The organism is Vibrio sp. STUT-A11 (genome assembly GCF_026000435.1).
Taxonomy (GTDB): domain Bacteria; phylum Pseudomonadota; class Gammaproteobacteria; order Enterobacterales; family Vibrionaceae; genus Vibrio.
The window spans coordinates 3,317,985-3,343,284 of sequence record NZ_AP026763.1; the positions used below are offsets into that span (position 1 = coordinate 3,317,985).

Consider the following 25,300-nt stretch of genomic DNA (forward strand, 5'->3'; position numbering starts at 1 on the left):
GATTCAGCGCTTACCAGTCACGTGGTTTTAGGTATCGCTCGTAAAGCTCGGCTTCAGGTGTCCCAGCTTCAGGCTGATAACTGTATTCCCAGCGTGCTAGTGGCGGCATTGACATAAGAATCGACTCCGTACGTCCACCACTTTGCAAACCAAACAAAGTGCCACGGTCGTACACCAAGTTAAACTCAACATAACGGCCACGACGATACAACTGAAACTCTCGCTCACGCTCGCCAAACTCAATATCTTTACGTCGTGCAACGATGGGCAGGTAAGCCTGACAGAAGCCTTCACCCACCGCTTTGATGTAATCGAAACATTTGTCGAACTCCCAATGGTTCAAGTCATCAAAGAACAAACCACCAACACCACGAGTTTCGTTTCGATGTGGAAGGAAGAAATACTTGTCACACCAAGCTTTGTGATCCGAATAGACTTCATCACCAAATGGGGCACAGATGGCCTTCGCGGTATCGTGCCATGACTGGCAGTCTTCTTCGAAAGGATAGAACGGCGTTAAGTCGAAGCCACCACCAAACCACCAAATCGGATCTTCTCCGTCTTTTTCTGCGATAAAGAAGCGCACATTGGCATGTGACGTCGGCACATACGGGTTTTTAGGGTGAATAACCAAAGACACTCCCATCGCTTCAAAACGGCGCCCCGCCAATTCAGGGCGATGCGCTGTTGCTGACGCTGGCATTTCTTTGCCTTCTACATGAGAGAAGTTCACTCCACCTTGCTCAAACACGTCGCCATCACGCAGAACACGTGAACGACCACCACCACCAAGACGCTCTCCCGGCTCACGATGCCAAGCATCTTCGACAAAGACGGCCTTTCCATCTTCTTGTTCTAACTGCTGACAAATGGAATCCTGAAGCGACATCAGGAACTGCTTTACGGCATGCTTATCGATTGCTGACATACGTTATTACCTATTATCTGGTACCTATTAGAAGGCTGGTAGGCAGGGTTAGCCCTGTCTTAATATTTGCGAGGTTTTGGCGTCACGAATTTCACTTGGCTTATCACGACCGCTGGTTTCACCACGAAGAATCGCCACCAGCTTATCACCCAGCTGCTGCTCAACCTCTTCCGTCGTCATACACGGCGGCAAGCCTGAAAGATTCGCGCTGGTAGAGGTTAACGGCTTTCCGAATGCATTACACATCTTTTGCACCAAAGGATGATCAGTCACACGAACTGCAATTGAGTCAAACTGTCCTGAAACCCAATTAGAGACTTTATCGCTCGCAGGCATGATCCAAGTGTAAGGACCAGGCCAGGTGGCATGAACTTTATCTAACTGCGCTTGCGTCAGCTGAGATTCGTCAATATAAGGTAATAGCTGATCGTAGCTGGCAGCAATAAGGATGAGCCCCTTTTCTACCGGGCGCTGTTTTAGTTCCAGTAGCTTTTGGATTGCCTCTGGATTATCGGGATCACACCCAACGCCAAAAACACCTTCTGTTGGATAGGCAATCACTTCGCCTTGCTGTAGTGCATTGAGCACCTGTTCAAAGTTATCCACCGATGACTTCCTGATTATCTGACTGTATTATTTTCTCTGTGCCTAAGTGTACAAAGATTCATTCTCAGAGACTAAAGCAATTTTTTATAAAATGTATCTATACTCTTTACAAAGGCACGCAAACGTTTGCTTGAGATAAAAATCCCCGTATAATGCGCACAAATTTATCAGCTCACCTAATTTTGCAGCTTGAAGGAGTTTGAGATGAAAGTCGGTATCATCATGGGTTCTAAATCAGATTGGCCAACCATGAAACTAGCAGCGGACATGCTGGATCAATTTGGCGTGTCTTACGAAACAAAAGTGGTGTCAGCTCACCGTACTCCTCAACTATTGGCTGATTACGCAAGCAGTGCGAAAGAGCGCGGCATCAAAGTAATCATCGCAGGTGCGGGCGGCGCAGCTCACCTACCAGGTATGGCGGCGGCATTCACGAGCTTGCCAGTACTTGGCGTTCCGGTTCAGTCACGTGCTCTGAAAGGAATGGACTCTCTGCTGTCTATCGTACAAATGCCTAAAGGTATTGCGGTCGGCACATTAGCGATTGGCGAAGCAGGTGCAGCAAACGCAGGTATCCTGGCAGCACAAATCCTGGGTACGCATGATGAAAGTATCATGGCGAAGGTAGAAGCATTCCGCAACGAACAGACGGAAACGGTACTGGCTAACCCAAACCCAGCTGAGGACTAATCGGATGCACGTACTGGTTCTAGGAGCAGGTCAGTTGGCTCGTATGATGTCTCTGGCTGGTGCACCACTGAATATTCAAATCTCTGCTTACGATGTGGGTAGCGGCAATATCGTTCATCCTCTTACTCAACATGTGCTTGGTCATGGTCTGGAAAATGCCATTGAACAAGTCGATGTGATCACCGCAGAATTCGAACATATCCCTCATGATGTGCTCGACATCTGTGAAGAGAGTGGAAAGTTCCTTCCGAGCACAGAAGCGATCAAAGCAGGCGGTGACCGTCGTCTTGAAAAAGCCCTACTCGATAACGCTGGCGTGCGTAATGCGAAATACTACGTGATTGAAACACGTGAAGATTTCGATCTTGCGATTGAGCACGTTGGGATGCCAATGGTTCTGAAAAGTGCATTAGGCGGCTACGATGGTAAAGGTCAATGGCGCTTGAAAGAAGCTTCTCAGGTAGACGCTATCTGGACAGAAATGGCCGAGTGCATTGCTGCAACACCAACTCAAGCCATTGTGGCAGAAGAGTTTGTTCCATTTAACTGTGAAGTATCTTTAGTTGGAGCTCGCGGTAAAGATGGCAGCATTGAAGTTTATCCACTGGCAGAGAACGTGCACACTGATGGTGTACTAAGCCTTTCTACCGCCATTGATGAACCTGAACTTCAAACGCAAGCCAAACAGATGTTTACTGCGGTTGCAGAAAGTCTCGGTTATGTAGGCGTATTAGCCCTAGAGTTCTTCGATGTTGATGGCACTTTACTGGTGAATGAGATCGCGCCACGCGTTCACAACTCAGGTCACTGGACACAGCAAGGTGCAGAAACCTGTCAGTTTGAAAACCATTTGCGCGCGGTTTGTGGTTTGCCACTAGGCAGCACGAAACTGGTTCGCGAAACGTCGATGGTTAATATTCTCGGTGAAGACACTTTGCCAGAAGCGGTATTAGCGATGGATGGTTGCCATATTCATTGGTATGGCAAAGAAAAACGTGCAGGCCGTAAGATGGGCCACATTAATGTGTGTGGAGACTACCCAGGAGAACTTCACCGCAGGCTATGTGCATTAGCCAACGTATTGGATAAAGAGGCTTTTCCTGCTGTGCATAGTTTTGCCAAGCAGTCATAAGATTAAAATCCAGATAAAGAACAACAAAGGGTCGCATCATGCGACCCTTTTTAATGGGTAGTATCGTTTACTGAGCTTGCGTATGCTGACACTTGCGGTTGGCACACTGCAACTTCACCCCACTGGCGAGCTTCTTTTCAACCAGTAAAGTAAAACCGCACTCTTCACAACGGCCTTTGACTGGGGGCTGGTTCACGGCAAACTTACATCTCGGGTAGTTATCACAGGCATAAAATGTTTTGCCGAAGCGTGTTTTACGCTCGACTAAATGGCCTTTGCCACATTCAGGACAAGCATGTAGCTCCTGTGGCTGTTTTTCCGGCTCGGGCTGGTTAATCGATTCAATATGATGACAAGCCGGATAATGACTGCATCCGACAAACATGCCATAACGTCCCTGGCGTAACACCAACTCGTTACCACACTCAGGGCAAGGTACGCCCAGCTCTTTGACGATGTGACCATCATTACTGTTCAGCGCTTTGATGTAATCGCAACCTGGATACTGACTACAGCCGAGAAACGGGCCGTGTTTACCGTGCTTAAGGATCAGCTCTGCTCCGCATTTTGGACACGGTTCATGTTCGAGCGCATGTTCATGGGCAGAGAAAAGGCTGTTGTCGATTTTACTACTCATACTTACCGTTTACTTGAAAGACATACCAAATGGACAAGTTCGCGTTCACACTCAACGGAACACGAACCTGCCGGAATGAGGCTTAGTGAAGGATCCCTTGTTCCTTGGTATATAACAACTCTTCCATCAGCGTATAAGCGTTTTCATTACCCGGTACATTAAACAGTACCATCAGAATGATCCATTTGAGGTCTTCAAGCTCAAATTCGTTTGTTTCCAGCCCCATCACTCGATCAATCACCATCTCACGAGTTTCTGTCGTCAGGACATTAATCTGCTCAAGGAATAACAAAAAACCTCGGCATTCGAGATCCAAACGCTGCATCTCTTTCGCTGTGTAGATACGAGTCGATGACGATGCACTACAAGCCGATATCGCAGAAGATGTTTCACTTTGCTGCAGCGCGGCAAGCTCTTCTAACCAGACAAGGGCTTTGTAGATATCTTTTTGCTGGAAGCCTGCACGAAGCAACTCATCTTCCAACTCGTCTTGTTCGACCTGTAACTCCGCATCGCTATGGATGTAGGTTTCGAATAGATACATCAGTATATCCATCATCATAGCTAGCCCCTCCCCTTTCGAATATAGCCACCTGAAACTGCAACAACATGCCCTGAGAGCTCAAGCTCTAAGAGCTGCATCATGACTTCCTGGACAGGTATATTGGTCCTGTTTGCAAGAATATCAACTGGTGTAGCCTCATTTCCTACGTTAGCTAACAGCTGAGGAAATGGCAATTCTTCTTCAACAATTAAGGTAGAAAATAAATCTCTGCTCTGATTAACAGACCAATCAAGCAATGACTGTATTTCATCGAGTACATCTTTGGTCTTTTCTACGAGGCAAGCACCATTGCGAATCAAATGATTTCCGCCACTGGCATTTTTCGCATTAATAGAAGCAGGCAGAGCAAACACTTCTCGTCCTTGCTCAAGCGCATAACGCGCCGTAATTAAAGAACCGCTTTTCTCTGCCGCTTCGACAACGAACACCCCCAGAGATAACCCACTAATAATTCGGTTGCGACGTGGAAAGTGATCCGGCCTTGGCTTTGCATTTGGGCGAAATTCTGAAATCAGTGCACCACTTTCTGCGACGCGCTGTGCCAACCCACGGTGCCGGGCTGGATAAATATGCGCTAAGCCGGATCCAAGCACAGCAATCGTCCTTCCTCCCGCTTGCAACGCTCCGTCATGCGCATGACCATCAATGCCCAAAGCGAGTCCACTGGTCACAACGAGATCATTATTAACAAAGTCTGCGGCAAAGTGACGAGCGTACTGCAATCCGTCAACACTCGCGTTACGGCTTCCCACCATAGCAATCTGAGGCTGAGATAAACACGTAGGATCGCCTTGCAAAAACAACAGCGGTGGCGGTGCAACAATCTGTTTAAGTAGCGGAGGGTAAAGCGGATCATCTAAAGTCAGAATATGGTGATTCGAAGCGAGCTCTTTCCAATTGAGGCAAGCTTCAACTTCTTTATCGACCGATGCCCAGGCCTGAAGTTGCTTCTGACTTAATCCAAGGCACTGCAGGTATTCATGAGAGGAGTTGATGATGTTTCGAGGCGTATCTTTAGCGAGTAACTGATTCAGTTTGACCCCGCCAACGCCTGGCAAGCAGCTCAGCTTTAGCCAGGCAACAAGGTCACTATCATTGAGTGGCTTCATCTGTGACAGGCACTTCAGCAAGAGGCGAAACGACCGTTACCTCGTTACTAATTGGTTTAGTACTGTTAGTAATCAAAGCCAAGCTGAAGTATTCATAAGGACGAATCACCAGCAATTCACCTACTTTACTTTGGGGCAGAATAATTGCTTTATCGAATAAACCCACCTCTTTTTGGAAGCCATCGCCATCTTTAGCAACCGGATGAGCGTCTTGTTTGAGATCAAACACACTGCCTTGTTTCAGCTTATCCGCCGTCCCTTTATCAATAACAACAACCTGATTGGTTGAACTGAAGTGAATACCTTCGATATTTCCTAGTAACTTCGCAGTGCTACCCTGCGGTGCAGGAAGTGGATAGAAGGTCGTGGAAAGATCTCTGTTATCTATCATCTGGTTTGGTAAAGCGATGTCGTTACGAAGAACTTCCTGCAACTGAGCAGTGATTTTCAACCCTGAAAACGCTTCATACGCCTCTACTAAATCCCCTTTTGCAATCAAGCGCAATGCGGTGATTTCCTTTGAAACGTCTTCACGAGAGAAAGTCTCGACCGGGCGGTAAATCACCCATTCCGTCGCAGTTTGCTCACCGCTGATGTACAACACATCTTCTGCGGTCAAATACCGACTGCCTTTAGAACTGCCGATAACTTTGACTGCATTGTCGAGCGTCTCTTTATCCACCAGTCGGTCAGAACTGAGATAAGGCATCACCAGACCTTCCGCAACCGTCGGCACCGCCTTCTTTTCGGTAATTCGAGCCTGTGGACTGAGTTTTTTTACCGGTTTTAAGCTCAGCACTGGCTGACCGTTCATCCATACCAGAGACAATTTATCACCGGGATAAATCAGATGTGGATTATCTATCTCTGGGTTAATTTGCCACAAACGAGGCCACAACCAGGGACTATCCAGGTACATTGCCGAAATATCCCATAAAGTGTCACCTTTCACGACCAGATAAGTTTGGGGCGCATCAGCTTTGACTGCGAGTGGATCAGAATCTGCATTCGCTGCAGCAGTGAAGGAGAATAATAACGGCAACATCATGCTGGAAACGTTGCGGAAAATGCGATTCATACCCCTCATCCTTGGTCTATTACGCAGTAGTTGGTATGGAAATTAATGCAAGGATGCTGTCATTTAGGTCATAAAATGTCTAGAATTGAGCCAACAAGGTTTGTGCTGTTTCGGCACAGTTCAATATTTCGAGTGAATATGTCTGTATTACAAGTATTAACATTTCCAGATGATCGCCTGCGCACAGTCGCTAAGCCTGTGGAAGAGGTGACACCTGAAATTCAAAAAATCGTCGATGATATGATTGAAACCATGTACGACGAAGAAGGTATTGGCCTTGCTGCAACGCAGGTTGATATTCATAAGCGTATCGTAGTGATTGATATTTCAGAAACTCGTGATGAGCCAATGGTGCTTATCAACCCTGAGATTCTGGATAAGCGCGGCGAAGATGGCATCGAAGAAGGCTGTCTGTCGGTACCGGGTGCTCGTGCACTGGTGCCTCGTGCGGCTGAAGTTACGGTTAAAGCACTGGATCGTGATGGCAAAGAGTTCACCTTTGAAGCCGACGACCTGCTAGCGATTTGTGTTCAACATGAGCTTGATCACCTACAAGGTAAGCTGTTCGTGGATTACCTATCGCCACTGAAGCGTAAACGCATTCAGGAAAAGCTGGCGAAGATCAAACGCTATAACGAGAAGCAGCTAAGCGCTTAATCGCGACCCATACCAAATAGAAGGAAGTCTACCTTGAGTCAGTCTTTACGTATTGTCTTTGCAGGTACTCCGGATTTCGCCGCCCGTCACTTGGCGGCGTTGTTGTCTTCGGAGCATGAAGTCATCGCGGTTTACACAAACCCAGATCGTCCAGCGGGTCGTGGCAAGAAATTGGCTGCGCCACCGGTAAAACAACTGGCGCTGGAACACAATATCCCGGTTTACCAGCCTGAAAGCTTTAAGTCCGACGAAGCGAAACAAGAACTAGCCGATCTGAACGCCGACCTAATGGTTGTCGTGGCGTACGGTATGCTACTGCCACAAGCGGTTCTTGATACCCCTAAACTGGGTTGTATCAACGTACATGGTTCTATCCTACCTCGTTGGCGTGGTGCGGCACCAATCCAACGCTCAATCTGGGCAGGTGATGCAGAAACTGGCGTAACCATCATGCAGATGGATATTGGCCTGGATACGGGTGATATGCTGAAGATTGCAACTCTGCCAATCGAAGCGACGGATACCAGCGCATCTATGTATGAAAAGCTTGCCGACCTTGGCCCGCAAGCCCTGATTGATTGTCTGGCAGATATCGCTGCAGATAAAGCTGTGCCAGTTAAGCAAGATGATGAGCTCGCAAACTACGCGAAAAAGCTCAGCAAAGAAGAAGCTCGCATCAACTGGAGCGACGATGCCGCACACATTGAGCGTTGCGTGCGTGCATTCAATCCTTGGCCTATGAGCCATTTTTCAGCGGCTGAAAACAGCATCAAGGTTTGGCAAAGCCGAGTAGCAGAGCAAACCAGCGATAAGCCAGCAGGCACGATTGTGCAAGCAGACAAAACCGGTATCTATGTTACGACAGGCAATGGCGTATTAGTTCTGGAGCAATTACAGGTTCCGGGTAAAAAAGCCATGCCAGTTCAAGACATTCTGAACTCGCGTGCATCTTGGTTTGAAGTTGGCACCCAGCTGATTTAAGCCATACTAGGGTGAGTTATTCCCCTAATAATACGAACTTTTAGAGGGCAGAGATGCCCTCCTTTACTTTAAGGTACTCATCATGAATGTTCGCGCTGCGGCTGCCAACGTCTTGTATCTTGTCGTCGACAAGGGCCATTCTCTTTCTAGCGCTCTACCAGCGGCTCAACAAACCATCCGACCTCGTGATCACGCGCTTTTGCAAGAGATCTGCTACGGAGCACTTCGCTACTTACCTCGCCTTGAAACCATTTCAAGCCAGCTAATGGATAAGCCTCTGAAAGGCAAACAACGTGTGTTCCATCACCTGATCCTGGTTGGTATTTATCAACTGAGCTTTATGCGTATTCCTGCGCACGCAGCGGTTGGTGAAACGGTTGAAGGCACCAAAGATCTCAAAGGCCCTCGTCTGCGTGGCCTGATCAATGCCGTCTTGCGTAATTACCAACGCAATCAGGAAGAGCTTGACGAGATTGCCGTCAGCCACAACGCTGGCAAATATGGTCACCCGAGCTGGTTACTCAAGCTGCTGCAAGACGCTTATCCGCAGCAATGGGAAAGTATTGTCGAAGCCAATAATCAAAAGGCACCGATGTGGCTGCGAGTAAACCACCAGCACCATACTCGTGATGAATATCTGGCACTACTCAAAAATGAAAACATTGAGGCCACGCCGCACACAGAGGCGATGGACGCGCTAAAATTGGCTGCGCCATGCGATGTGACCAAGTTGCCTGGGTTTGAGAAAGGTTGGGTATCGGTACAAGATGCTGCCGCTCAACTTTCAATTAATTACCTCAAGCCAAAAGATGGTGAGTTGATTCTGGATTGCTGCGCAGCACCAGGTGGCAAAACCGCACATATTCTTGAGCGTACATCCGGCAGTGAAGTGGTCGCGATTGACTGTGACGACACTCGCCTGAAACGCGTACATGAAAACCTGAAGCGTCTCAATCTTCAGGCAAAAGTGGTTTGCGGTGATGCACGTAATCCTAAAGAATGGTGGCAAGGTGAACAGTTTGATCGCATCTTGCTGGACGCGCCGTGTTCTGCGACGGGCGTCATCCGCCGTCATCCAGATATCAAATGGCTACGCCGAGCCGACGATATTGCGGCATTAGCCGAGCTGCAAAGCGAAATTTTCGATGCGATGTGGACACAGCTAAAACCAGGCGGCACAATGGTTTATGCAACTTGTTCAATCACTCCACAAGAAAACGTAGAGCAAGTGAAAGCATTCTTAGCTCGCACCGCTGATGCGAAATTGCTGGATTCTGACCCTGAACACCCTGGTCGTCAAATTCTACCAGGTGAAGAAGATATGGATGGATTCTACTACGCTGTGCTGACTAAAACACACGCGTGACAGCAGGCTAAATAGGGCGATTGGAGTCATTCAATCGCCTTTTTCAGATAACGAGAAAAGAGTATGAAGATCATTATTCTTGGTGCTGGTCAGGTTGGCGGCACACTGGCAGAAAACCTGGTTGGTGAGAACAACGACATCACCATCGTCGATAACAATTCTGACCGACTGCGTGAACTACAGGACAAATATGACCTGCGTGTGGTCAATGGCCATGCGAGTCACCCAGATGTACTCCACGAAGCAGGCGCGCAAGATGCCGACATGCTGGTTGCAGTAACCAACACTGACGAAACCAATATGGCAGCATGTCAGGTAGCCTTCACTCTGTTTAACACACCTAACCGTGTTGCACGTATCCGTTCGCCAGAGTATCTGGCAGAAAAAGAAGCCCTATTTAAGTCTGGTGCGATCCCTGTCGATCACCTAATTGCTCCAGAAGAGCTGGTAACCAGCTATATCGAACGTCTGATCCAATACCCTGGCGCACTACAGGTAGTCAGCTTCGCAGAGCAGAAAGTCAGCCTGGTTGCCGTAAAAGCCTACTATGGCGGTCCTTTGGTGGGTAACGCACTCTCAGCGCTACGAGAGCACATGCCTCATATCGACACCCGAGTTGCGGCAATCTTCCGTCAGGGTCGTCCGATTCGTCCGCAAGGCACGACTATCATAGAAGCTGATGATGAGGTGTTCTTTGTCGCGGCAAGTAATCATATTCGCTCGGTAATGAGTGAGCTGCAGCGTCTAGAGAAGCCTTACCGCCGCATTATGATTGTTGGTGGTGGTAACATCGGCGCAAGCTTAGCCAAACGCTTAGAGCAGACCTACAGCGTGAAATTAATCGAGCGAAACTACCAACGTGCTGAACAACTGTCTGAGCAGCTCGGTAACACCATCGTCTTCTGTGGTGATGCTGCAGACCAAGAGCTGTTAACCGAAGAAAACATCGATCAGGTCGACGTGTTCATTGCGCTGACCAACGAAGATGAAACCAACATCATGTCCGCGATGCTGGCAAAACGCATGGGTGCAAAGAAGGTAATGGTGCTGATTCAGCGTGGTGCCTATGTCGATCTAGTACAAGGCGGCGTGATTGATGTGGCCATTTCGCCTCAGCAAGCCACCATTTCCGCGCTTTTAACCCACGTTCGCCGTGCCGATATTGTTAACGTATCTTCTCTACGCCGCGGTGCAGCCGAAGCGATCGAAGCCATTGCCCACGGTGATGAAAGCACCTCTAAAGTGGTGGGTCGCGCCATTGGTGATATTAAACTTCCACCCGGAACTACCATCGGGGCCATTGTTCGTGGTGAAGAAGTACTGATCGCTCACGACCGGACTATCATCGAACAAGATGACCATGTGGTGATGTTCCTAGTCGACAAAAAATACGTACCAGACGTCGAAGCTCTGTTCCAGCCGAGCCCATTTTTCCTCTAGGACTCTCTTATGGTCAACTTACGTCCCGTACTGTTTGTTATCGGGCTGGTTTTATCTAAACTGGCCCTTTTCATGTACGTGCCTACTTTGGTCGCTTTCTTCACCGGTACGGGCGGATTTCTCGACTTCGCCCAAGCCGTGGTGATTACGCACCTGGCTGCGTTTATCTGCCTGAGTATTGGTCGAACGGCTAAATTCAAACTCAGTGTGCGCGACATGTTCCTCATCACCAGCTTAGTCTGGACTATCGCCAGTGCTTTCGCGGCGTTGCCGTTCGTCTTCATTAACCACATCAGCTTTACCGATGCCTATTTCGAAACCATGTCGGGGATCACCACCACAGGTTCGACGGTTCTGAGCGGTCTGGATGACATGGCTCCAAGCATCTTATTGTGGCGTTCCATCCTACAGTGGCTTGGTGGCGTCGGCTTCATCGTCATGGCAGTAGCGGTTCTGCCAATGCTTAACGTCGGTGGTATGAAGCTGTTCCAAACGGAATCTTCTGACTGGTCAGATAAAAGTAGCCCAAGGGCTAAGACCGTGGCCAAAAACATCGTGCTGGTTTATCTGATCTTAACCGGGCTGTGTATCGGCGGGTATATACTGACAGGCATGGGAATCTTTGAGGCAATCAACCACGCGTTCACTACTTTGTCGACGGGCGGTTACTCAACTTCGGATGGCTCAATGAATCACTTCTCTAACGGAGCACACTGGGTGGCGACGGCCTTTATGTTCCTGGGTGGGTTGCCTTTCTTGCTGTTCGTGGCGGCACTGAGAAAACGTCGAGTTGATATATTACTTAAAGATGCACAGGTTCGTGGCTTTGCTTACCTGTTCCTCTTCTCAAGCCTAGTGATTGCCTGCTGGTTAGTCATTCGCGATGGTTACACCATACTCGATGCTTTGCGAGTGTCGATGTTCAATATCGTGTCAGTCGTGACAACCACTGGTTTTGGCCTGGAAGACTTCACTGCGTGGGGGGCTCTGCCAACCACATTGTTTGCTTTCTTGATGATTGCAGGTGCTTGCTCGGGTTCAACATCAGGCGGGATAAAAATATTCCGCTTTCAGGTAGCAATGACGCTGCTGAACAAACAGATGATGAAACTGGTTCACCCCTCCGGTGTTTTTGTCCAACGCTATAACCAACGCCCCGTAAACGATGATATTGTGCGATCCGTGGTCGCTTTTGTGTTGATGTTCTTTATCACCATTATATTTATTGCTGGCTGCTTGAGTGCACTCGGCTTAGATCCTATCACTAGCATCTCCGGCTCAATTACCGCTGTCGCCAACGTTGGCCCTGGTATGGGCTCTGTGATTGGCCCGACTGGTAACTTTGCCCCATTACCAGACTCCGCAAAATGGCTATTAAGTTTTGGCATGTTAATGGGCCGTCTGGAAATTCTGACTATTCTTGTATTGTTCTTTCCAGCCTTCTGGCGTCGTTAACGGCAATGAAATAAAAGGTACAACAATGAAAACTTGGATTACTTTGGCTACTCTGCTGGCCACATCATCGGTCTATGCTGCCGAAATAGTAACGTTAGCCGATGGAAGAAGTGTAAAGTTAAATGATGACTTTACTTGGGAGTATGTGGTTGAGAACACTGCACCCGAAGCCACTGCAGCGTCAGCAACCAAAACGGTCACCGCGGCGACTGAACCTGTTGCCGTTCCAGCAATAGCAACCATTCCTGTCGTCTCGAAAACCGTGGGCACGACGGTTACCGTCAATGCAAAAAAACCAACCATGCAGCTATCAGATTCAGGTGTAGATATATTGATTGGCTCTGCAAGTTACCAAGGCGGCGAACTGGTCTTTCCTACTTCGATCACTAACCAAAGCTCGCAGTCAGTAATTCAGATTGAGGTCGAAGTTGAGGTGTTCGATATGTCCGGAAAAGCGCTCGCAAAAGAAAAGGTCATTGTTTGGCAGTCGATCAAACGTATGGCAGATACTTACCTTCGCCCACAACAAGCTGAGCAAGGTAAAACCATCAAACTGGCAGTGCCACAATCGCAGCAATACCAGTTTTCGGCAAAAGTGGTTGAATTACAAACTCGCTAATACGCGCATACGTTGTCGAGCTGATTTAGCCAAGCTTAGATCGGCTCGACAAAATAGTAGATAGAGAAGAAGTGGCACACGCACCCAGCCAGAACAAAGCCGTGCCAAATCGCGTGATTAAATGGAATCCGCTTAGCGACGTAAAATATAACGCCAAGAGAATAGATCAAGCCACCTGCGGCTAGCAGCGTCAGACCACCGATATCCAGAGTGATAGCCAACTCATAAATCACAATCAGCGATAACCACCCCATCGCCAGATAACTCGTCAAAGACAAATGCTTAAAGCGATGAATAAACGCGACTTTCATGATGATGCCAAGCAAAGCAATACTCCAAATCACGATCATCAAACCAATCGCGAGAGGTGTACGTAAGCTCACCAATAAAAATGGCGTGTAGCTACCCGCTATCAATAAGTAGATCGCGCAATGGTCAAACGTTTTCAGCCAGCGTTTGGCATTCGGGTGCGGAATGGCATGGTACAGCGTTGACGCGAGAAACAGCACAATAATACTTGAGCCATAGATCGCCATGCTGGTTATGGTCAGGGTATCTGCTTGCTGATCTAATGCTCTTACTAGCAGCACAATCAGCCCTACAATACCTAGAACCATCCCGAGGCCATGGGTGAGAGAATTGGCAAATTCTTCACTCTGACTGTATTCAGGTTTCTGTGGTGATGACATCGAAGTACCTATACTAGAGCGTGTCAATTCACTCTAGTATGGCACATTAAGCGTACACGTGTAAGCTTAAACTTCGGAATCGTGAATGGCGGTGGTTTGGTCGAGGTAATTAAGGACAATCTCTCCCACTTCTTCAGGGCTGGTCGTCACCGGAATCGTCAGTTCTCGGTTAAGCTTACCACTGCCAAGCAGGCTCGCCAGCATGCCACCAGCGCCACTTCGCGTTCGGTCTATTTCAAACCATAACTTCAGATCTTCCTCACTACGATGAGCCACAAACTCCAACTCACGCCATACACCATGGTAAGGCCCGTCGGTGGGTACCATTTCAAATTCCTGAACAAATGGTAAGTCGAAGCCATTGACCTCTTCACACTCCACCTGGCGAATACGTAATCCTTGCGCTTCAAATGCGGATAAAATGGCGTCCATCAGTGGATCAGGTCGAATGGTAAGCGTGTCTTTATCGGTCGGATCGAGTGAGGCGGCAACGTCCAGTCCCGTTTCCAACCATACTTTCGCGTCACCAATCGTAACGGGAGTATTCCAGGGAACATCAAGCTTCACATCAAAGGTGCGCTCTTCTGCGGAATGAATGACAAACGAGTAAGGGAGGCGCCACTCAGTCAGGACATGAGTCTGCGGCACTCGACGCATGTTATGCCCTTCTCGAGAGCCTCGGTCATCAGGTGCCTCTGCTATATAACGACAACAGAGCTTCATATCGATGTTATCGATCTTTTGTTCTGTCGCGCCACCGTAAACATGGATTGACACATCCACACTCTGACCGGGGTATATCACATCCTGATTGAGGATCGAATCGACCTTAGCACTGCCGATACCAAAACTCGCAAGTGTCTTCTTTAAAAATGACATATGCACCTCCTTTGTCGAGATCTCATACTACTACTGCTGATCTGGGGATCAAAACAAATTTTTGCACTCATTCTCGGTTTAAAATGACCAAATCGAAAAAATTCAATTGCTCAAGTATCGACCAATTATAACAAGAGTGCTAACCTATTAATTGATATGCATGCATATCGTTATTCCTGCTCACTAACTGGATTGGCGCGAGCCAAAAGAGCGAATCTTTAAGTAATTCAAGATGAGCTCATAGTGATTCAGGGCATTAGAACGGCAATGGATATGCCTGACAGTTAGGTAACTGAATGCGCCCAACAACAGTCAGGTTCGCACACACCAATAGTAGTGCAATGCGCCGCCGCAGTGGCTTTGCTGCTGCACCTCAGGCACACCAAGTTGCGCCTGCTAAAACATTGGTTGAGAAAAAAGCGGTAACGTCGAAAACTCCGTCCAAAGTTAACAAAGCAGCTTAATAAAAAGCGCGGCAACAGCTGCGCTTTTTCTTTTCCTCTCATGCCTATTTGTATCCTCTCTACAATTTGATACCTTAAACAAAATACCTATAAAATTTGTGGAGAAAGAAATGAAGTGTCATCGTATCGAAGAACTGCTTGAGCTGATAGAGCCAGAGTGGCAAAAAGACCAAGACATGAATCTGGTGCAGTTTATTATCAAACTGTCTCAAGAAGCGGGTTATGAGGGCAACTTGGAAGATCTCACCGACGACGTTCTGATCTACCATTTGAAAATGCGTAACAGCAGTAAAGATGAAATGATCCCTGGATTGAAAAAAGACCAGGAAGACGATTTCAAAACCGCGCTTTTACGCGCTCGCGGCGTCATCAAGTAATGTCTAGTACAGCCATAAATTTTCCTAAGCGACTCATCTGAGTCGCTTTTTTATAGCGAAATGACAGTCGCCGAAGTGAGTGATAACTGTTCAGCCATTTATCAGGTTAACTGTACTGACTTTTGTTGTTAAACATTGACTACGTTAAAGAAAAGGAATTGTTATTGGTTGTATAATCACCGTTTATCAGTATTAACTAAAATAGTTAAAAATAGCAATGTCATCGAGCGACATCATCAGAAATGACGCCGAACATTATAAAAAGCCTAAGAAGGATGAGTACATGAGTCAGGATAAGATCGACATTAAAGATGTGACTCCGAAAACTTTTAACCCCAAAACCCACAAAGGTAACGGGGATCGTTTTAACCCAAGCAATCGCATCTACGTACGTGAAAGTAAAGGAACCTATCAAAAGCTAAGACGCTACGGCGGCTGGTTTTTACTGCTACTGTTTGCTTTGACACCTTGGATTCCATACGGAGATCGCCAAGCGATTTTATTGGATATCGGTAATCAACAGTTCAACTTTTTTGGCACCACACTCTATCCGCAAGATCTTACTCTGCTTGCACTGCTGTTTGTTATCGGGGCATTTGGTCTGTTCTTCATCACCACCTTTTTAGGTCGGGTCTGGTGTGGTTATCTGTGTCCACAAACCGTCTGGACTTTCATGTACATCTGGTTTGAAGAAAAACTCGAAGGCAGTGCGAATAAGCGTCGTAAACAAGACGCCAACAAGCTCACCGCCAATCTGGCAATACGCAAAACACTCAAACACATTGCCTGGTTTTCGATCGCGCTGATTACTGGATTCACCTTTGTCGGTTACTTCGTGCCAATGAAGCAATTGGTGATCGACTTCTTCACTTTTAACTCCAGCTTCTGGCCAGTTTTCTGGGTGATGTTCTTTGCAGTCTGTACCTACGGTAACGCCGGTTGGATGCGATCTATCATGTGTATTCACATGTGTCCTTACGCGCGCTTCCAGTCCGCCATGTTCGACAAAGATACCTTCATCGTTGGCTACGACACCAAGCGTGGTGAAAAACGCGGCCCACGCTCACGTAAGGCCGATCCAAAACAACTTGGCTTGGGTGACTGTATCGACTGTGATTTGTGTGTCCAGGTTTGCCCTACCGGCATCGATATTCGTGACGGTTTGCAATATGAGTGCATCAACTGCGGTGCCTGTATTGATGCCTGTGACCAAACTATGGATCGCATGGGTTATGAAAAAGGGTTGATCAACTACACTACCGAACACCGCTTATCTGGTAAACACACCAAGGTAATGCGCCCAAAACTGCTCGGCTATGGTGCGGTATTCCTGATTATGATCGGCTTGTTCTTCGCTCAGATTGCCTCCGTTGATCCGGCGGGTATGAGCGTACTTCGAGACCGTAACCAACTGTTCCGCGTAAATAGTGCCGGAGAAGTAGAAAACACTTATACGCTTAAAGTGATCAACAAGACCCAGCAAGTGCAAGAGTACCAACTGGATGTGAAAGGTATGAGCGATGTAAGCTGGTATGGTAAACAAACCATTCAGGTACAGCCTGGAGAAGTATTGAACTTACCAATGAGTCTTGGCGCCGATCCTGACAAGCTAAACTCTGCGATAACCACAATTCAGTTTATACTCAGCGATAAGAGCAATGAATTCACCATCGAAGTGGAAAGCAGGTTTATCAAGAAACTCTGATTTCAAACTCGATGACTAATGGAAAAAGGCTCAGCAATGAGCCTTTTTATTTATATGTCCCAAGGTACGTTTAACTTTGACGCCCTCACCCCAGATTTTATGTGGTATGCGTTAGAAAGCATCGGCATTCGCGCAGAATCTGGCTTTCTCCCTCTCAACAGTTATGAAAACCGCGTTTATCAGTTTACCGATGAAGAGCGTCGCCGCTATGTGGTGAAGTTCTACCGTCCTGAACGTTGGAGCGACGAGCAAATTCAGGAAGAACACGATTTCACACTGGAGCTGATCGACAACGAAATCCCTGTCGCACCACCTGCCATTCTTAACGGTCAAACATTACATCACTACCAAGGCTACGGTTTTGCGCTATTTGAAAGTGTTGGCGGACGCCAGTTTGAAGTAGACAATCTGGAACAACTGGAAGGCGTCGGTCGATTTTTAGGTCGAATCCATAAGGTTGGCGGTAAAAAGATTTTTCAACACCGACCAAGTATCGGCTTACAAGAATACCTATACCAGCCAAGGGAGATTCTGCAAAACTCGAACATGATTCCCATGCATCTGGAGAACAGTTTCTTCAATGATCTGGATATCCTTATTAACTCTATCGAAAGCCACTGGCAGGATACCTTTGACAGTATTCGACTGCACGGAGACTGCCACCCGGGTAACATTCTATGGCGTGATGGGCCTATGTTCGTCGACTTGGATGACTCCCGTAATGGGCCTGCAGTACAGGATTTGTGGATGCTTTTGAGCGGTGAGCGACAAGATAAGCTGATGCAGCTGGATATCGTTCTGGAAGCTTATCAAGAATTTTGTGATTTTAACTCCGCAGAATTGAAACTAATTGAACCACTTCGCGGTCTACGAATGGTGCATTACATGGCATGGTTAGCAAAACGTTGGCATGACCCTGCATTTCCGTTGGCTTTTCCATGGTTTAATGAGCCAAAATACTGGGAAGGTCAGGTTCTTGGCTTTAAAGAGCAGATTGCCAACTTAGAAGAAGCCCCCCTCTCTTTAATGCCTCAATGGTAAGTCAGCCAACTAATTCAAAGTGGAGATATTTAAATGAAAAAGCTGTTCGCACTGTTTTCTGTACTGATGCTGAGCCTCTCAGCACAGGCGGCGCAATTCAAAGAAGGTGAACATTACAAGGTATTGGATCTAGAGGCATCAAACAAACCAGTAGTGACTGAGTTCTTCTCATTCTACTGCCCGCACTGTAGTTCGTTTGAACCTGTTATTCAGCAACTTAAAAAGCAGTTACCAGAAGGCGTGAAGTTACAAAAGAACCACGTATCCTTTATGGGTGGCAGCATGGGCCCTTCAATGAGCAAAGCATTCGCAACTATGGTTGCACTTAAAATTGAAGACAAAATGGTCCCTGTGATGTTTAACCGCATCCACAATTTGCGTAAAGCGCCGCGCGACGATGCAGAACTGCGTCAAATCTTCTTAGATGAAGGTGTGGATGAGAAGAAGTTTGACTCCGCATTCAAAGGTTTTGCTGTCGATTCTATGGTTCGTCGTATGGACAAACAGTTCGAAAACAGTGGCCTGACAGGTGTTCCTGCGGTGATTGTAAACAACAAGTATCAGGTACAGGCACAAAGCATCAAAACCATGGATGAGTACTTTGCTCTGGTAAACTACTTATTAGAACTTAAATAATCCGTATAGATTGCACAAAGGGGAGCTCCGGCTCCCCTTTGTTTTATCTGTGTATCTCTTTCAGTAACTGGTCTTTCTCTTGCCAGACATCACCCAGCCACTGCTGAAACTGACGCTTGTAGGGTTTGTCGTTAAAGTAATCACCCTGCACTTGTTCATCGACCGGCAGTACCTTCACACGAACCACTATCTTGCTCATACGGCCCATTAACATGTCTCTAAATGGTTTATGGGTATTTTCCGGATAAGCCAACGTGACATCAATAATACTATCAAACTGATCACCCATCGCAGCCAGCGTGTAAGCGATGCCACCAGACTTTGGCTGCAACAAATGTTGATATCGTGCTTTGCTCTGGCGTTGCTTTTCTGGCGTAAAACGCGTGCCTTCTACGTAATTGACTACCGTCGTGGGAGTATGCTTAAACTTAGCGCAAGAGCGACGCGTGGTGGCCAAATCCTGACCACGCTTATGCGGATGACGGATCAAATATTCGCGCGAAAAACGGCGCATAAACGGCATATCCAGAGCCCAGCAAGCCATACCAATAAATGGCACATACAACAGTTGCTGTTTGAGGAAAAACTTTGGCATTGGGATACGATCTTTAAACACACAACACAGCACCACAATGTCCGTCCAACTCAGATGATTGCTGATCAAAAGGTACCAGCCATCTTTCTTTAGCTCATCGCCAACTTGCACATCCCATTCAACGCGATTGGACAGCGCGAGTATCCCCGCATTTATTGTTGCCCATGCCCACATAACCTTGTTCGCTGCTTCCGTTCCCTTCGCTTTTAGCTTTGCGCCTGGAAATGACAGTTTAACCACAGCGATCAAGCAAATAACCAATGAACAGATCGCCGAATTGATTATGACTAGAGACGCGTTAAGAAGAAGTAACAAATATGCCAACATGATAACAGTGCTAAAGTGTGAGTAATAAAACAGCGTGTAATTATACTGTCACATTGCTACATTGAAACATTTATGAGAATGGTCTGATTAGTTACCACTTACCCGCTTGACCTTGCACAATATGAAACAAAGGGAATATATTATTGTATAAGTTGGGCAAAGAAATTAAGTTACTCTCCAATACAAATAAACGCTCAACCATTGCTCGAACCATTCATTCACAAATAGGGAGATCATGAATGAAACCAAGACTAACGGTCTTGACCTTGGCTTTTATCGTCAGTTCAGCTCAAGCTCAGCTCGCAGAAACTGCTGGATTCAGCGGTGAGATTTCACTTAACGCTGCCTTTGTGACCTCAGAATCTAACTTTAATACCGATAACGACAGAACCATCGACTCACTGAATCACAGTGCTGACAGCGATAGCTCGGCAGTCGCAGCGCCCCTGGGAAACATCGCCTACACCTTCGGTACGCAGCTCAACCAGCAAGTCTATGCTGGTACCACTCGTTCAGATGTAGCCATTGGTACACTTGCATTTCAGCTAGGCTATCAATACCAATTGCCATCAGGCACCGTACTCGATGTATCGTACTTGCCAACTATGCTAGAAGGCGAAACCTGGCGTAATCCGTATCAGGTCAGTGTAGCTAGGCGCACAACCGACGAAGGCGGTAACGCGTACCGTTTTCAGGTTAAAGGGCTGATTGATAAAAACTTCAATCTTGATCTTGCCTATGCCAACAAAGAAATTGATAAAGAGGAAGTAACGGATCGCTCTTTGGCTCGTGATGCTGATATTTACTACATCAAAGGTGACTATCGAATTTCACTGGATCGCACATCAATATTGCAACCCGCATTTGCCTACATTAACCAAGATGCGGATGGTAAAGCAGAATCCTTTGACTCATATGGGTTTGAGCTTAGCTGGTTTAAATTCATCAATCGTCATCGCTTAGCGCTCACCGGCGGCTATACGCTTCACGACTATCAATCTAAAAGCCAGACCTTCACCAAGACGCGCAGTGACGATACGTTGAGCCTGTTTGCCGCTTACGAATACCAAAATGTGTTTGACTGGCAAGACTGGTCTTTCATTTCATTCGCAGGCTATAGTCAAACCGACTCAAACATTACCTTCTATGACGAGAAGGAATACCTGTTCTCGTTAGGCTTCAGCTATCGCTTCTAATTTTCTGGCCGCTATTGGGGGTAAGGACTGATTACACAGCCTGAGCAGTAAGCTGTTTCAGTAATCGGTCCATAGCACGATATCCAAGGGCTTCCGCTAGGTGGGAGCGTTCAATCCGCCCTTCCCCATCCAGATCGGCAATCGTACGGGCCACTTTAATGATTCGGTGATACGCGCGAATAGACAGCCCTAACCTGTGCAAAGCGGTCTCCAGAAACTCAGCATCACTTTTTAGCAGTGGGCAAAACGTCTCTATCTCACGGCTCCCCAGCAAGGCATTTACCTTGCCACTACGGCTTAACATGTTCTGGCGAGCGTCATAAACCCGCTCTTTAACGACTGCTGTAGGCTCTCCTCGGTCACCTCCCTGCGATAATGTGCCTTTAGGCAACGCCGGAATTTCTAACGACATATCAAATCGATCCAGTAACGGTCCTGATAAGCGACCTAAATAGCGCAGAATGGCTTGTGGATTAGTACGAGCCTGATTGCCTTCGTAATAACCTGTCGGGCTGGGGTTGAGTGCGCCCACCAGCTGAAAGCGGGCAGGAAAACGGGTTTTGCCCTGAGCCCGAGAGATGATGATTTCTCCCGATTCCAGTGGCTCTCGTAACGAGTCCAAAGCTTTACGATCAAATTCCGGCATTTCATCGAGAAATAATAGGCCATTGTGGGCCAATGAAATCTCACCCGGCCTTGGCACCGAGCCACCGCCGACCAATGCCGCCATAGAACTGGAGTGGTGTGGAGAACGAAACGGTCGTCGCTTCCAGTTATGTTCATTGATTTCGCTTTGTGTCAGTGATGCGACGGACGCGGTTTCCATCGCTTCCTCATCACTCATTTCAGGTAACAAATCGCATAAGCGCGACGCTAACATGGTTTTTCCGGTACCGGGTGGCCCTAAAAATAATAAGTTATGGTTACCTGCCGCCGCGATCTCCAAAGCCCGCTTTCCCTGCTGCTGGCCGATAATGTCTTGCAGATCGCGGTTATGGTTTTGTGACATAATTCTCTCAGGCGCTTGATGCAAACTCAGCCTATGCTGACCGCACAATTCAGCACACACCTCAAGCAACGACTGAGCAGACTTATGCTGCTCTTTAGCCACCAGCGCCGCCTGATCACCATTCGCATGTGGCACGACCAAGTGGCGCTGAAACTTGCTTGCGGCGAGCGCTGCAGGTAGCACGCCTTTTACTGGCCTTAAGCCTCCAGACAAGGCTAACTCGCCAACAAATTCGTAGTTTTTGAGCTTATCTGTCGCGATTTGCTCTGAAGCGGCCAAAATACCCAGCGCAATGGGTAAATCAAAACGTCCGCCCTCTTTGGGTAGATCCGCCGGAGCTAAGTTGACCGTAATGCGTTTGGCGGGAAATTGAAAATTAGAATTAATGATGGCACTACGTACCCGATCTTTAGACTCTTTTACCGTGGTTTCTGGTAACCCAACCAAAGTAAAGCCCGGCATACCGTTACTAATATGTACTTCCACACTAACTGACGGTGCCTGAACACCGACGCTTGCCCGACTATGAATAATTGCCAGCCCCATACGATCCCTAACCAGTTATTGATTGCTTTATAAACAAATGTTTTCACTATGTGTTTATGTTATATACCGCGTCTTAATTGAGAGTTAATGTGAAAAAAGAATGACTTTTTGCTTGTCATGCAGAGGAATTGTGTGATACCACTAATGACGCAAACAATTTCGTAGAACATTACACAACAAAATTTAACGAAAACAGAACGACAGACAGATGAATCTTTTCGCTTACATTAACTCACTGCTAGCCCTGATTATCGTGGTCATTATTGGCACTGCGCGGGGTGTTGTGGGCGAAAGATAACCACAAATTACAAAAAACCCCCGCACTGAAAAGTCCGGGGGTTTTTTTACAACTACAAGTTGTCATCTGTCTAACCCTTAGACAGTTTAACGGGAAGAATGGGAGTGCACATGAAGTGCAATACAAATGGTAATAGCTACGAGCCACAACGTAGCAAAGGAGGTTTACGATGACCGGTGCACAACTTGTCGTAGCCGCTTTAAGACAGCAAGGCATCCAGACCGTGTTTGGTTACCCTGGCGGGGCCATCATGCCAATCTACGATGCTTTGTATGACGGAGGTGTCGAGCACATCTTATGCCGTCATGAGCAAGGCGCAGCCATGGCCGCTATCGGTATGGCTCGATCCACTCAAGATGTTGCCGTTTGTATGGCAACTTCCGGCCCTGGCGCCACAAACCTAGTCACCGGCCTTGCCGACGCTTTCCTTGATTCAGTTCCACTGGTAGCCATCACAGGTCAGGTTGCCAGCTCTCATATCGGTACCGACGCTTTCCAGGAAATGGATGTGATTGGTATGTCTCTAGCCTGTACTAAGCACAGCTATCTGGTTACCGAGATCGAAGATCTTGCCCCGACTCTGGCTGAAGCCTTTGAAGTAGCAAAAACCGGACGTCCAGGCCCTGTCATTGTTGATATCGCGAAAGACGTTCAGCTTGCTCAAACTCCAACCGATTTGCTTACGCCATATGTTGCCCCAGCAATCGAAGATGTCCCTACCGAAGACATAAAACGCGCACAAGAAGTGTTAGCCGCTTCTACTCGCCCTGTGTTATACGTTGGTGGTGGTGTTCAGCTAGCGAAAGCGACTGATGCAGTACGAGAGTTCTTACGTCTGAATCCAATGCCAGCGGTAAGCACTCTGAAAGGTCTAGGCACGATTGAACGCCATGACCCTCACTATCTAGGCATGTTAGGCATGCACGGCACTAAAGCGGCCAACCTGGTAGTTCAGGAAGCGGACCTATTAATTGTGGTTGGTGCGCGATTTGATGACCGTGTGACAGGTAAGCTCGACACTTTTGCACCTAACGCGAAAGTGATTCACATCGATATAGATGCAGCAGAAATTCATAAGCTTCGCCATGCCAATGCACCGCTGCGTGGCGACATTAAGACCATTCTTCCTCAGCTAGAACTGACTCAAGACATCTCCCCTTGGGTTCACCACAGTGAAAGCTTACGCAGTGGCTTTAAGTGGCGCTATGACCATCCTGGTGAACTTATCTACGCGCCGCTGTTGCTTAAACAGTTGTCTGACATGATGCCGGATAGCTCTATGGTTTCAACAGACGTAGGCCAGCACCAGATGTGGGCTGCGCAACATATCCAGCCACGTGAACCACAAAACTTCATCACTTCAGCCGGTTTAGGCACCATGGGCTTTGGTCTGCCAGCGGCAATGGGTGCTGCCGTTGCTCGCCCGGATGATCAGTCTATCCTTATTACTGGTGATGGTTCATTCATGATGAACGTGCAGGAATTAGGTACGCTAAAACGCCGCCAGATTCCAGTGAAAATTGTTCTTCTTAACAACCAACGTCTTGGTATGGTACGCCAATGGCAATCGCTATTCTTTGATGGCCGACACAGTGAAACTATCCTTGATGACAACCCTGACTTTGTGATGCTGGCAAAAGCATTCGACATTCCGGGCAAAACCATCACCAAGAAAGAAGAAGTGGAGCCAGCACTGAAAGAGATGTTGGAGAGCAAAACTTCTTACATGCTTCACGTGTTAATCGACGAAGAAGAAAACGTGTGGCCGTTGGTGCCACCTGGCGCATCAAACAGTGATATGTTGGAAAACACCTAGGAGACAATCACATGGATAGATATTTACTCGACATCAAAGCCGATGATAAACCGGTATTGTTAGAGCGCGTTCTACGTGTGATTCGTCACCGAGGTTTCGTGATCAAACAAGTAGCAGCCACTCAAAACCACGAAAGCAAAGTCGCCAGTGTGGAGATTATCGTCGACAGCGATCGCCCAATCTCATTTTTGATCAATCAAATTGAGAAGCTGTGGGATGTTCGTAAAGTTGAGGTACTCAAAATCCGCAACGATGAACTGCCAAATCACAACTTACAACAACAGGTAAGTGCATAAGAGCCCTGTGGCAACAATCGAACCAATGGAAATGGGCAGCGCCAGGCGTTGTCCAATCACAAACTACTGCGAGAGGCCTACGATGGCCTATGTAACAGCACCACGAAAGAGAAGTGGGCTGGTTAGACTGTGTGTAACCAGAGCAGAAGTAAGAAGGAATTAG

The 25,300-nt window shown here is 47.4% G+C and carries 26 protein-coding genes; 16 read left to right on the plus strand and 10 right to left on the minus strand.

Annotation, left to right across the window (positions count from 1 at the left end):
* Positions 1-10 precede the first annotated feature (10 nt).
* A complete protein-coding gene (gene hemF / locus OO774_RS15450; RefSeq protein WP_020333539.1) occupies positions 11-928 on the minus strand; it encodes an oxygen-dependent coproporphyrinogen oxidase in 918 nt (305 codons plus the stop codon).
* Positions 929-976: 48 nt separating this feature from the next.
* Positions 977-1,534 carry an L-threonylcarbamoyladenylate synthase gene (locus OO774_RS15455; protein WP_014233380.1) on the minus strand — a complete coding sequence of 186 codons (558 nt, stop codon included), beginning with the start codon at positions 1,532-1,534 and terminating at the stop codon, positions 977-979.
* A gap of 204 nt (positions 1,535-1,738) precedes the next feature.
* Here OO774_RS15455 and purE point away from each other — a divergent pair, with 204 nt between their 5' ends.
* Positions 1,739-2,224 (plus strand): 5-(carboxyamino)imidazole ribonucleotide mutase, encoded by a 486-nt coding sequence (gene purE, locus OO774_RS15460; protein ID WP_005394016.1) that lies wholly within the window; start codon positions 1,739-1,741, stop codon positions 2,222-2,224.
* Between the two features lie 4 nt (positions 2,225-2,228).
* Complete coding sequence (locus OO774_RS15465; protein ID WP_264903469.1) at positions 2,229-3,356, plus strand: 5-(carboxyamino)imidazole ribonucleotide synthase; 1,128 nt, start codon at positions 2,229-2,231, stop codon at positions 3,354-3,356.
* Between the two features lie 67 nt (positions 3,357-3,423).
* On the opposite strand, the gene OO774_RS15470 is transcribed toward OO774_RS15465, so the two are convergent.
* The 4 genes from OO774_RS15470 to OO774_RS15485 all read right to left on the minus strand — a co-directional run bounded on the left by OO774_RS15470 (position 3,424) and on the right by OO774_RS15485 (position 6,745).
* Entirely contained in the window at positions 3,424-3,993 is a 570-nt protein-coding gene (locus OO774_RS15470; RefSeq protein ID WP_264903470.1) for a topoisomerase DNA-binding C4 zinc finger domain-containing protein, read from the minus strand.
* 82 nt (positions 3,994-4,075) lie between these two features.
* Entirely contained in the window at positions 4,076-4,555 is a 480-nt protein-coding gene (locus tag OO774_RS15475; protein ID WP_269469170.1) for a DUF494 family protein, read from the minus strand.
* Positions 4,556-4,557: 2 nt separating this feature from the next.
* Complete coding sequence (gene dprA / locus OO774_RS15480) at positions 4,558-5,667, minus strand: DNA-processing protein DprA (protein WP_264903471.1); 1,110 nt, start codon at positions 5,665-5,667, stop codon at positions 4,558-4,560.
* Positions 5,651-6,745, minus strand: a complete 1,095-nt coding sequence (locus OO774_RS15485) for a LysM peptidoglycan-binding domain-containing protein (RefSeq protein WP_264903472.1) — start codon at positions 6,743-6,745, stop codon at positions 5,651-5,653. The genes dprA and OO774_RS15485 overlap by 17 nt, the downstream gene beginning before the upstream one ends.
* Positions 6,746-6,883: 138 nt before the next feature.
* On the opposite strand from OO774_RS15485, the gene def reads away from it, so the two are divergent.
* From def to OO774_RS15515, 6 genes are all read left to right on the plus strand, one after another.
* On the plus strand, positions 6,884-7,402 hold the full coding sequence (gene def / locus OO774_RS15490) for a peptide deformylase (protein WP_264903473.1): 519 nt from the start codon (positions 6,884-6,886) through the stop codon (positions 7,400-7,402).
* 33 nt (positions 7,403-7,435) lie between these two features.
* Entirely contained in the window at positions 7,436-8,383 is a 948-nt protein-coding gene (gene fmt, locus OO774_RS15495) for a methionyl-tRNA formyltransferase (protein ID WP_264903474.1), read from the plus strand.
* A gap of 82 nt (positions 8,384-8,465) precedes the next feature.
* Positions 8,466-9,749, plus strand: coding sequence for a 16S rRNA (cytosine(967)-C(5))-methyltransferase RsmB (gene rsmB, locus OO774_RS15500; protein ID WP_264903475.1), 1,284 nt, complete (start codon positions 8,466-8,468; stop codon positions 9,747-9,749).
* A gap of 63 nt (positions 9,750-9,812) precedes the next feature.
* Positions 9,813-11,189 (plus strand): Trk system potassium transporter TrkA, encoded by a 1,377-nt coding sequence (gene trkA / locus OO774_RS15505; protein WP_264903476.1) that lies wholly within the window; start codon positions 9,813-9,815, stop codon positions 11,187-11,189.
* 9 nt (positions 11,190-11,198) lie between these two features.
* Positions 11,199-12,644 carry a TrkH family potassium uptake protein gene (locus OO774_RS15510; protein ID WP_264903477.1) on the plus strand — a complete coding sequence of 482 codons (1,446 nt, stop codon included), beginning with the start codon at positions 11,199-11,201 and terminating at the stop codon, positions 12,642-12,644.
* Between the two features lie 25 nt (positions 12,645-12,669).
* Positions 12,670-13,263: a DUF3157 family protein gene (locus OO774_RS15515; protein WP_264903478.1), complete on the plus strand. Its 594-nt coding sequence runs from the start codon at positions 12,670-12,672 to the stop codon at positions 13,261-13,263.
* Positions 13,264-13,298: 35 nt separating this feature from the next.
* Here OO774_RS15515 and OO774_RS15520 read toward each other — a convergent pair whose 3' ends face one another.
* Together OO774_RS15520 and OO774_RS15525 are read right to left on the minus strand one after the other, a co-directional pair.
* Positions 13,299-13,952: a hemolysin III family protein gene (locus OO774_RS15520; RefSeq protein ID WP_264903479.1), complete on the minus strand. Its 654-nt coding sequence runs from the start codon at positions 13,950-13,952 to the stop codon at positions 13,299-13,301.
* A 66-nt stretch (positions 13,953-14,018) separates the two neighbouring features.
* The gene (locus tag OO774_RS15525) at positions 14,019-14,831 is read right to left on the minus strand and encodes a sporulation protein (RefSeq protein ID WP_264903480.1); all 813 of its coding nucleotides are present in this window, start codon (positions 14,829-14,831) and stop codon (positions 14,019-14,021) included.
* 296 nt (positions 14,832-15,127) lie between these two features.
* Here OO774_RS15525 and OO774_RS15530 point away from each other — a divergent pair, with 296 nt between their 5' ends.
* From OO774_RS15530 to OO774_RS15550, 5 genes are all read left to right on the plus strand, one after another.
* Positions 15,128-15,295 carry a hypothetical protein gene (locus OO774_RS15530; protein ID WP_264903481.1) on the plus strand — a complete coding sequence of 56 codons (168 nt, stop codon included), beginning with the start codon at positions 15,128-15,130 and terminating at the stop codon, positions 15,293-15,295.
* A gap of 110 nt (positions 15,296-15,405) precedes the next feature.
* A complete protein-coding gene (locus OO774_RS15535; protein WP_264903483.1) occupies positions 15,406-15,672 on the plus strand; it encodes a YihD family protein in 267 nt (88 codons plus the stop codon).
* A gap of 283 nt (positions 15,673-15,955) precedes the next feature.
* Positions 15,956-17,377 carry a cytochrome c oxidase accessory protein CcoG gene (ccoG, locus tag OO774_RS15540; protein WP_264903485.1) on the plus strand — a complete coding sequence of 474 codons (1,422 nt, stop codon included), beginning with the start codon at positions 15,956-15,958 and terminating at the stop codon, positions 17,375-17,377.
* Between the two features lie 54 nt (positions 17,378-17,431).
* Complete coding sequence (locus tag OO774_RS15545; RefSeq protein ID WP_264906122.1) at positions 17,432-18,418, plus strand: serine/threonine protein kinase; 987 nt, start codon at positions 17,432-17,434, stop codon at positions 18,416-18,418.
* A 33-nt stretch (positions 18,419-18,451) separates the two neighbouring features.
* Positions 18,452-19,054, plus strand: a complete 603-nt coding sequence (locus tag OO774_RS15550; RefSeq protein WP_264903487.1) for a thiol:disulfide interchange protein DsbA/DsbL — start codon at positions 18,452-18,454, stop codon at positions 19,052-19,054.
* 43 nt (positions 19,055-19,097) lie between these two features.
* On the opposite strand, the gene OO774_RS15555 is transcribed toward OO774_RS15550, so the two are convergent.
* Positions 19,098-19,976, minus strand: coding sequence for an acyltransferase (locus OO774_RS15555; protein WP_264903488.1), 879 nt, complete (start codon positions 19,974-19,976; stop codon positions 19,098-19,100).
* 239 nt (positions 19,977-20,215) lie between these two features.
* Here OO774_RS15555 and OO774_RS15560 point away from each other — a divergent pair, with 239 nt between their 5' ends.
* Positions 20,216-21,172 carry a DUF2860 domain-containing protein gene (locus OO774_RS15560; RefSeq protein WP_264903490.1) on the plus strand — a complete coding sequence of 319 codons (957 nt, stop codon included), beginning with the start codon at positions 20,216-20,218 and terminating at the stop codon, positions 21,170-21,172.
* A 31-nt stretch (positions 21,173-21,203) separates the two neighbouring features.
* Here the strand turns inward: OO774_RS15560 and OO774_RS15565 are convergent, their stop codons facing one another.
* A complete protein-coding gene (locus OO774_RS15565; protein ID WP_264903492.1) occupies positions 21,204-22,727 on the minus strand; it encodes a YifB family Mg chelatase-like AAA ATPase in 1,524 nt (507 codons plus the stop codon).
* Between the two features lie 467 nt (positions 22,728-23,194).
* Here OO774_RS15565 and ilvG point away from each other — a divergent pair, with 467 nt between their 5' ends.
* Positions 23,195-24,841, plus strand: coding sequence for an acetolactate synthase 2 catalytic subunit (gene ilvG / locus OO774_RS15570; RefSeq protein ID WP_264903493.1), 1,647 nt, complete (start codon positions 23,195-23,197; stop codon positions 24,839-24,841).
* An 11-nt stretch (positions 24,842-24,852) separates the two neighbouring features.
* Positions 24,853-25,137 (plus strand): acetolactate synthase 2 small subunit, encoded by a 285-nt coding sequence (ilvM, locus tag OO774_RS15575; protein ID WP_014233403.1) that lies wholly within the window; start codon positions 24,853-24,855, stop codon positions 25,135-25,137.
* Positions 25,138-25,300 lie beyond the last annotated feature (163 nt).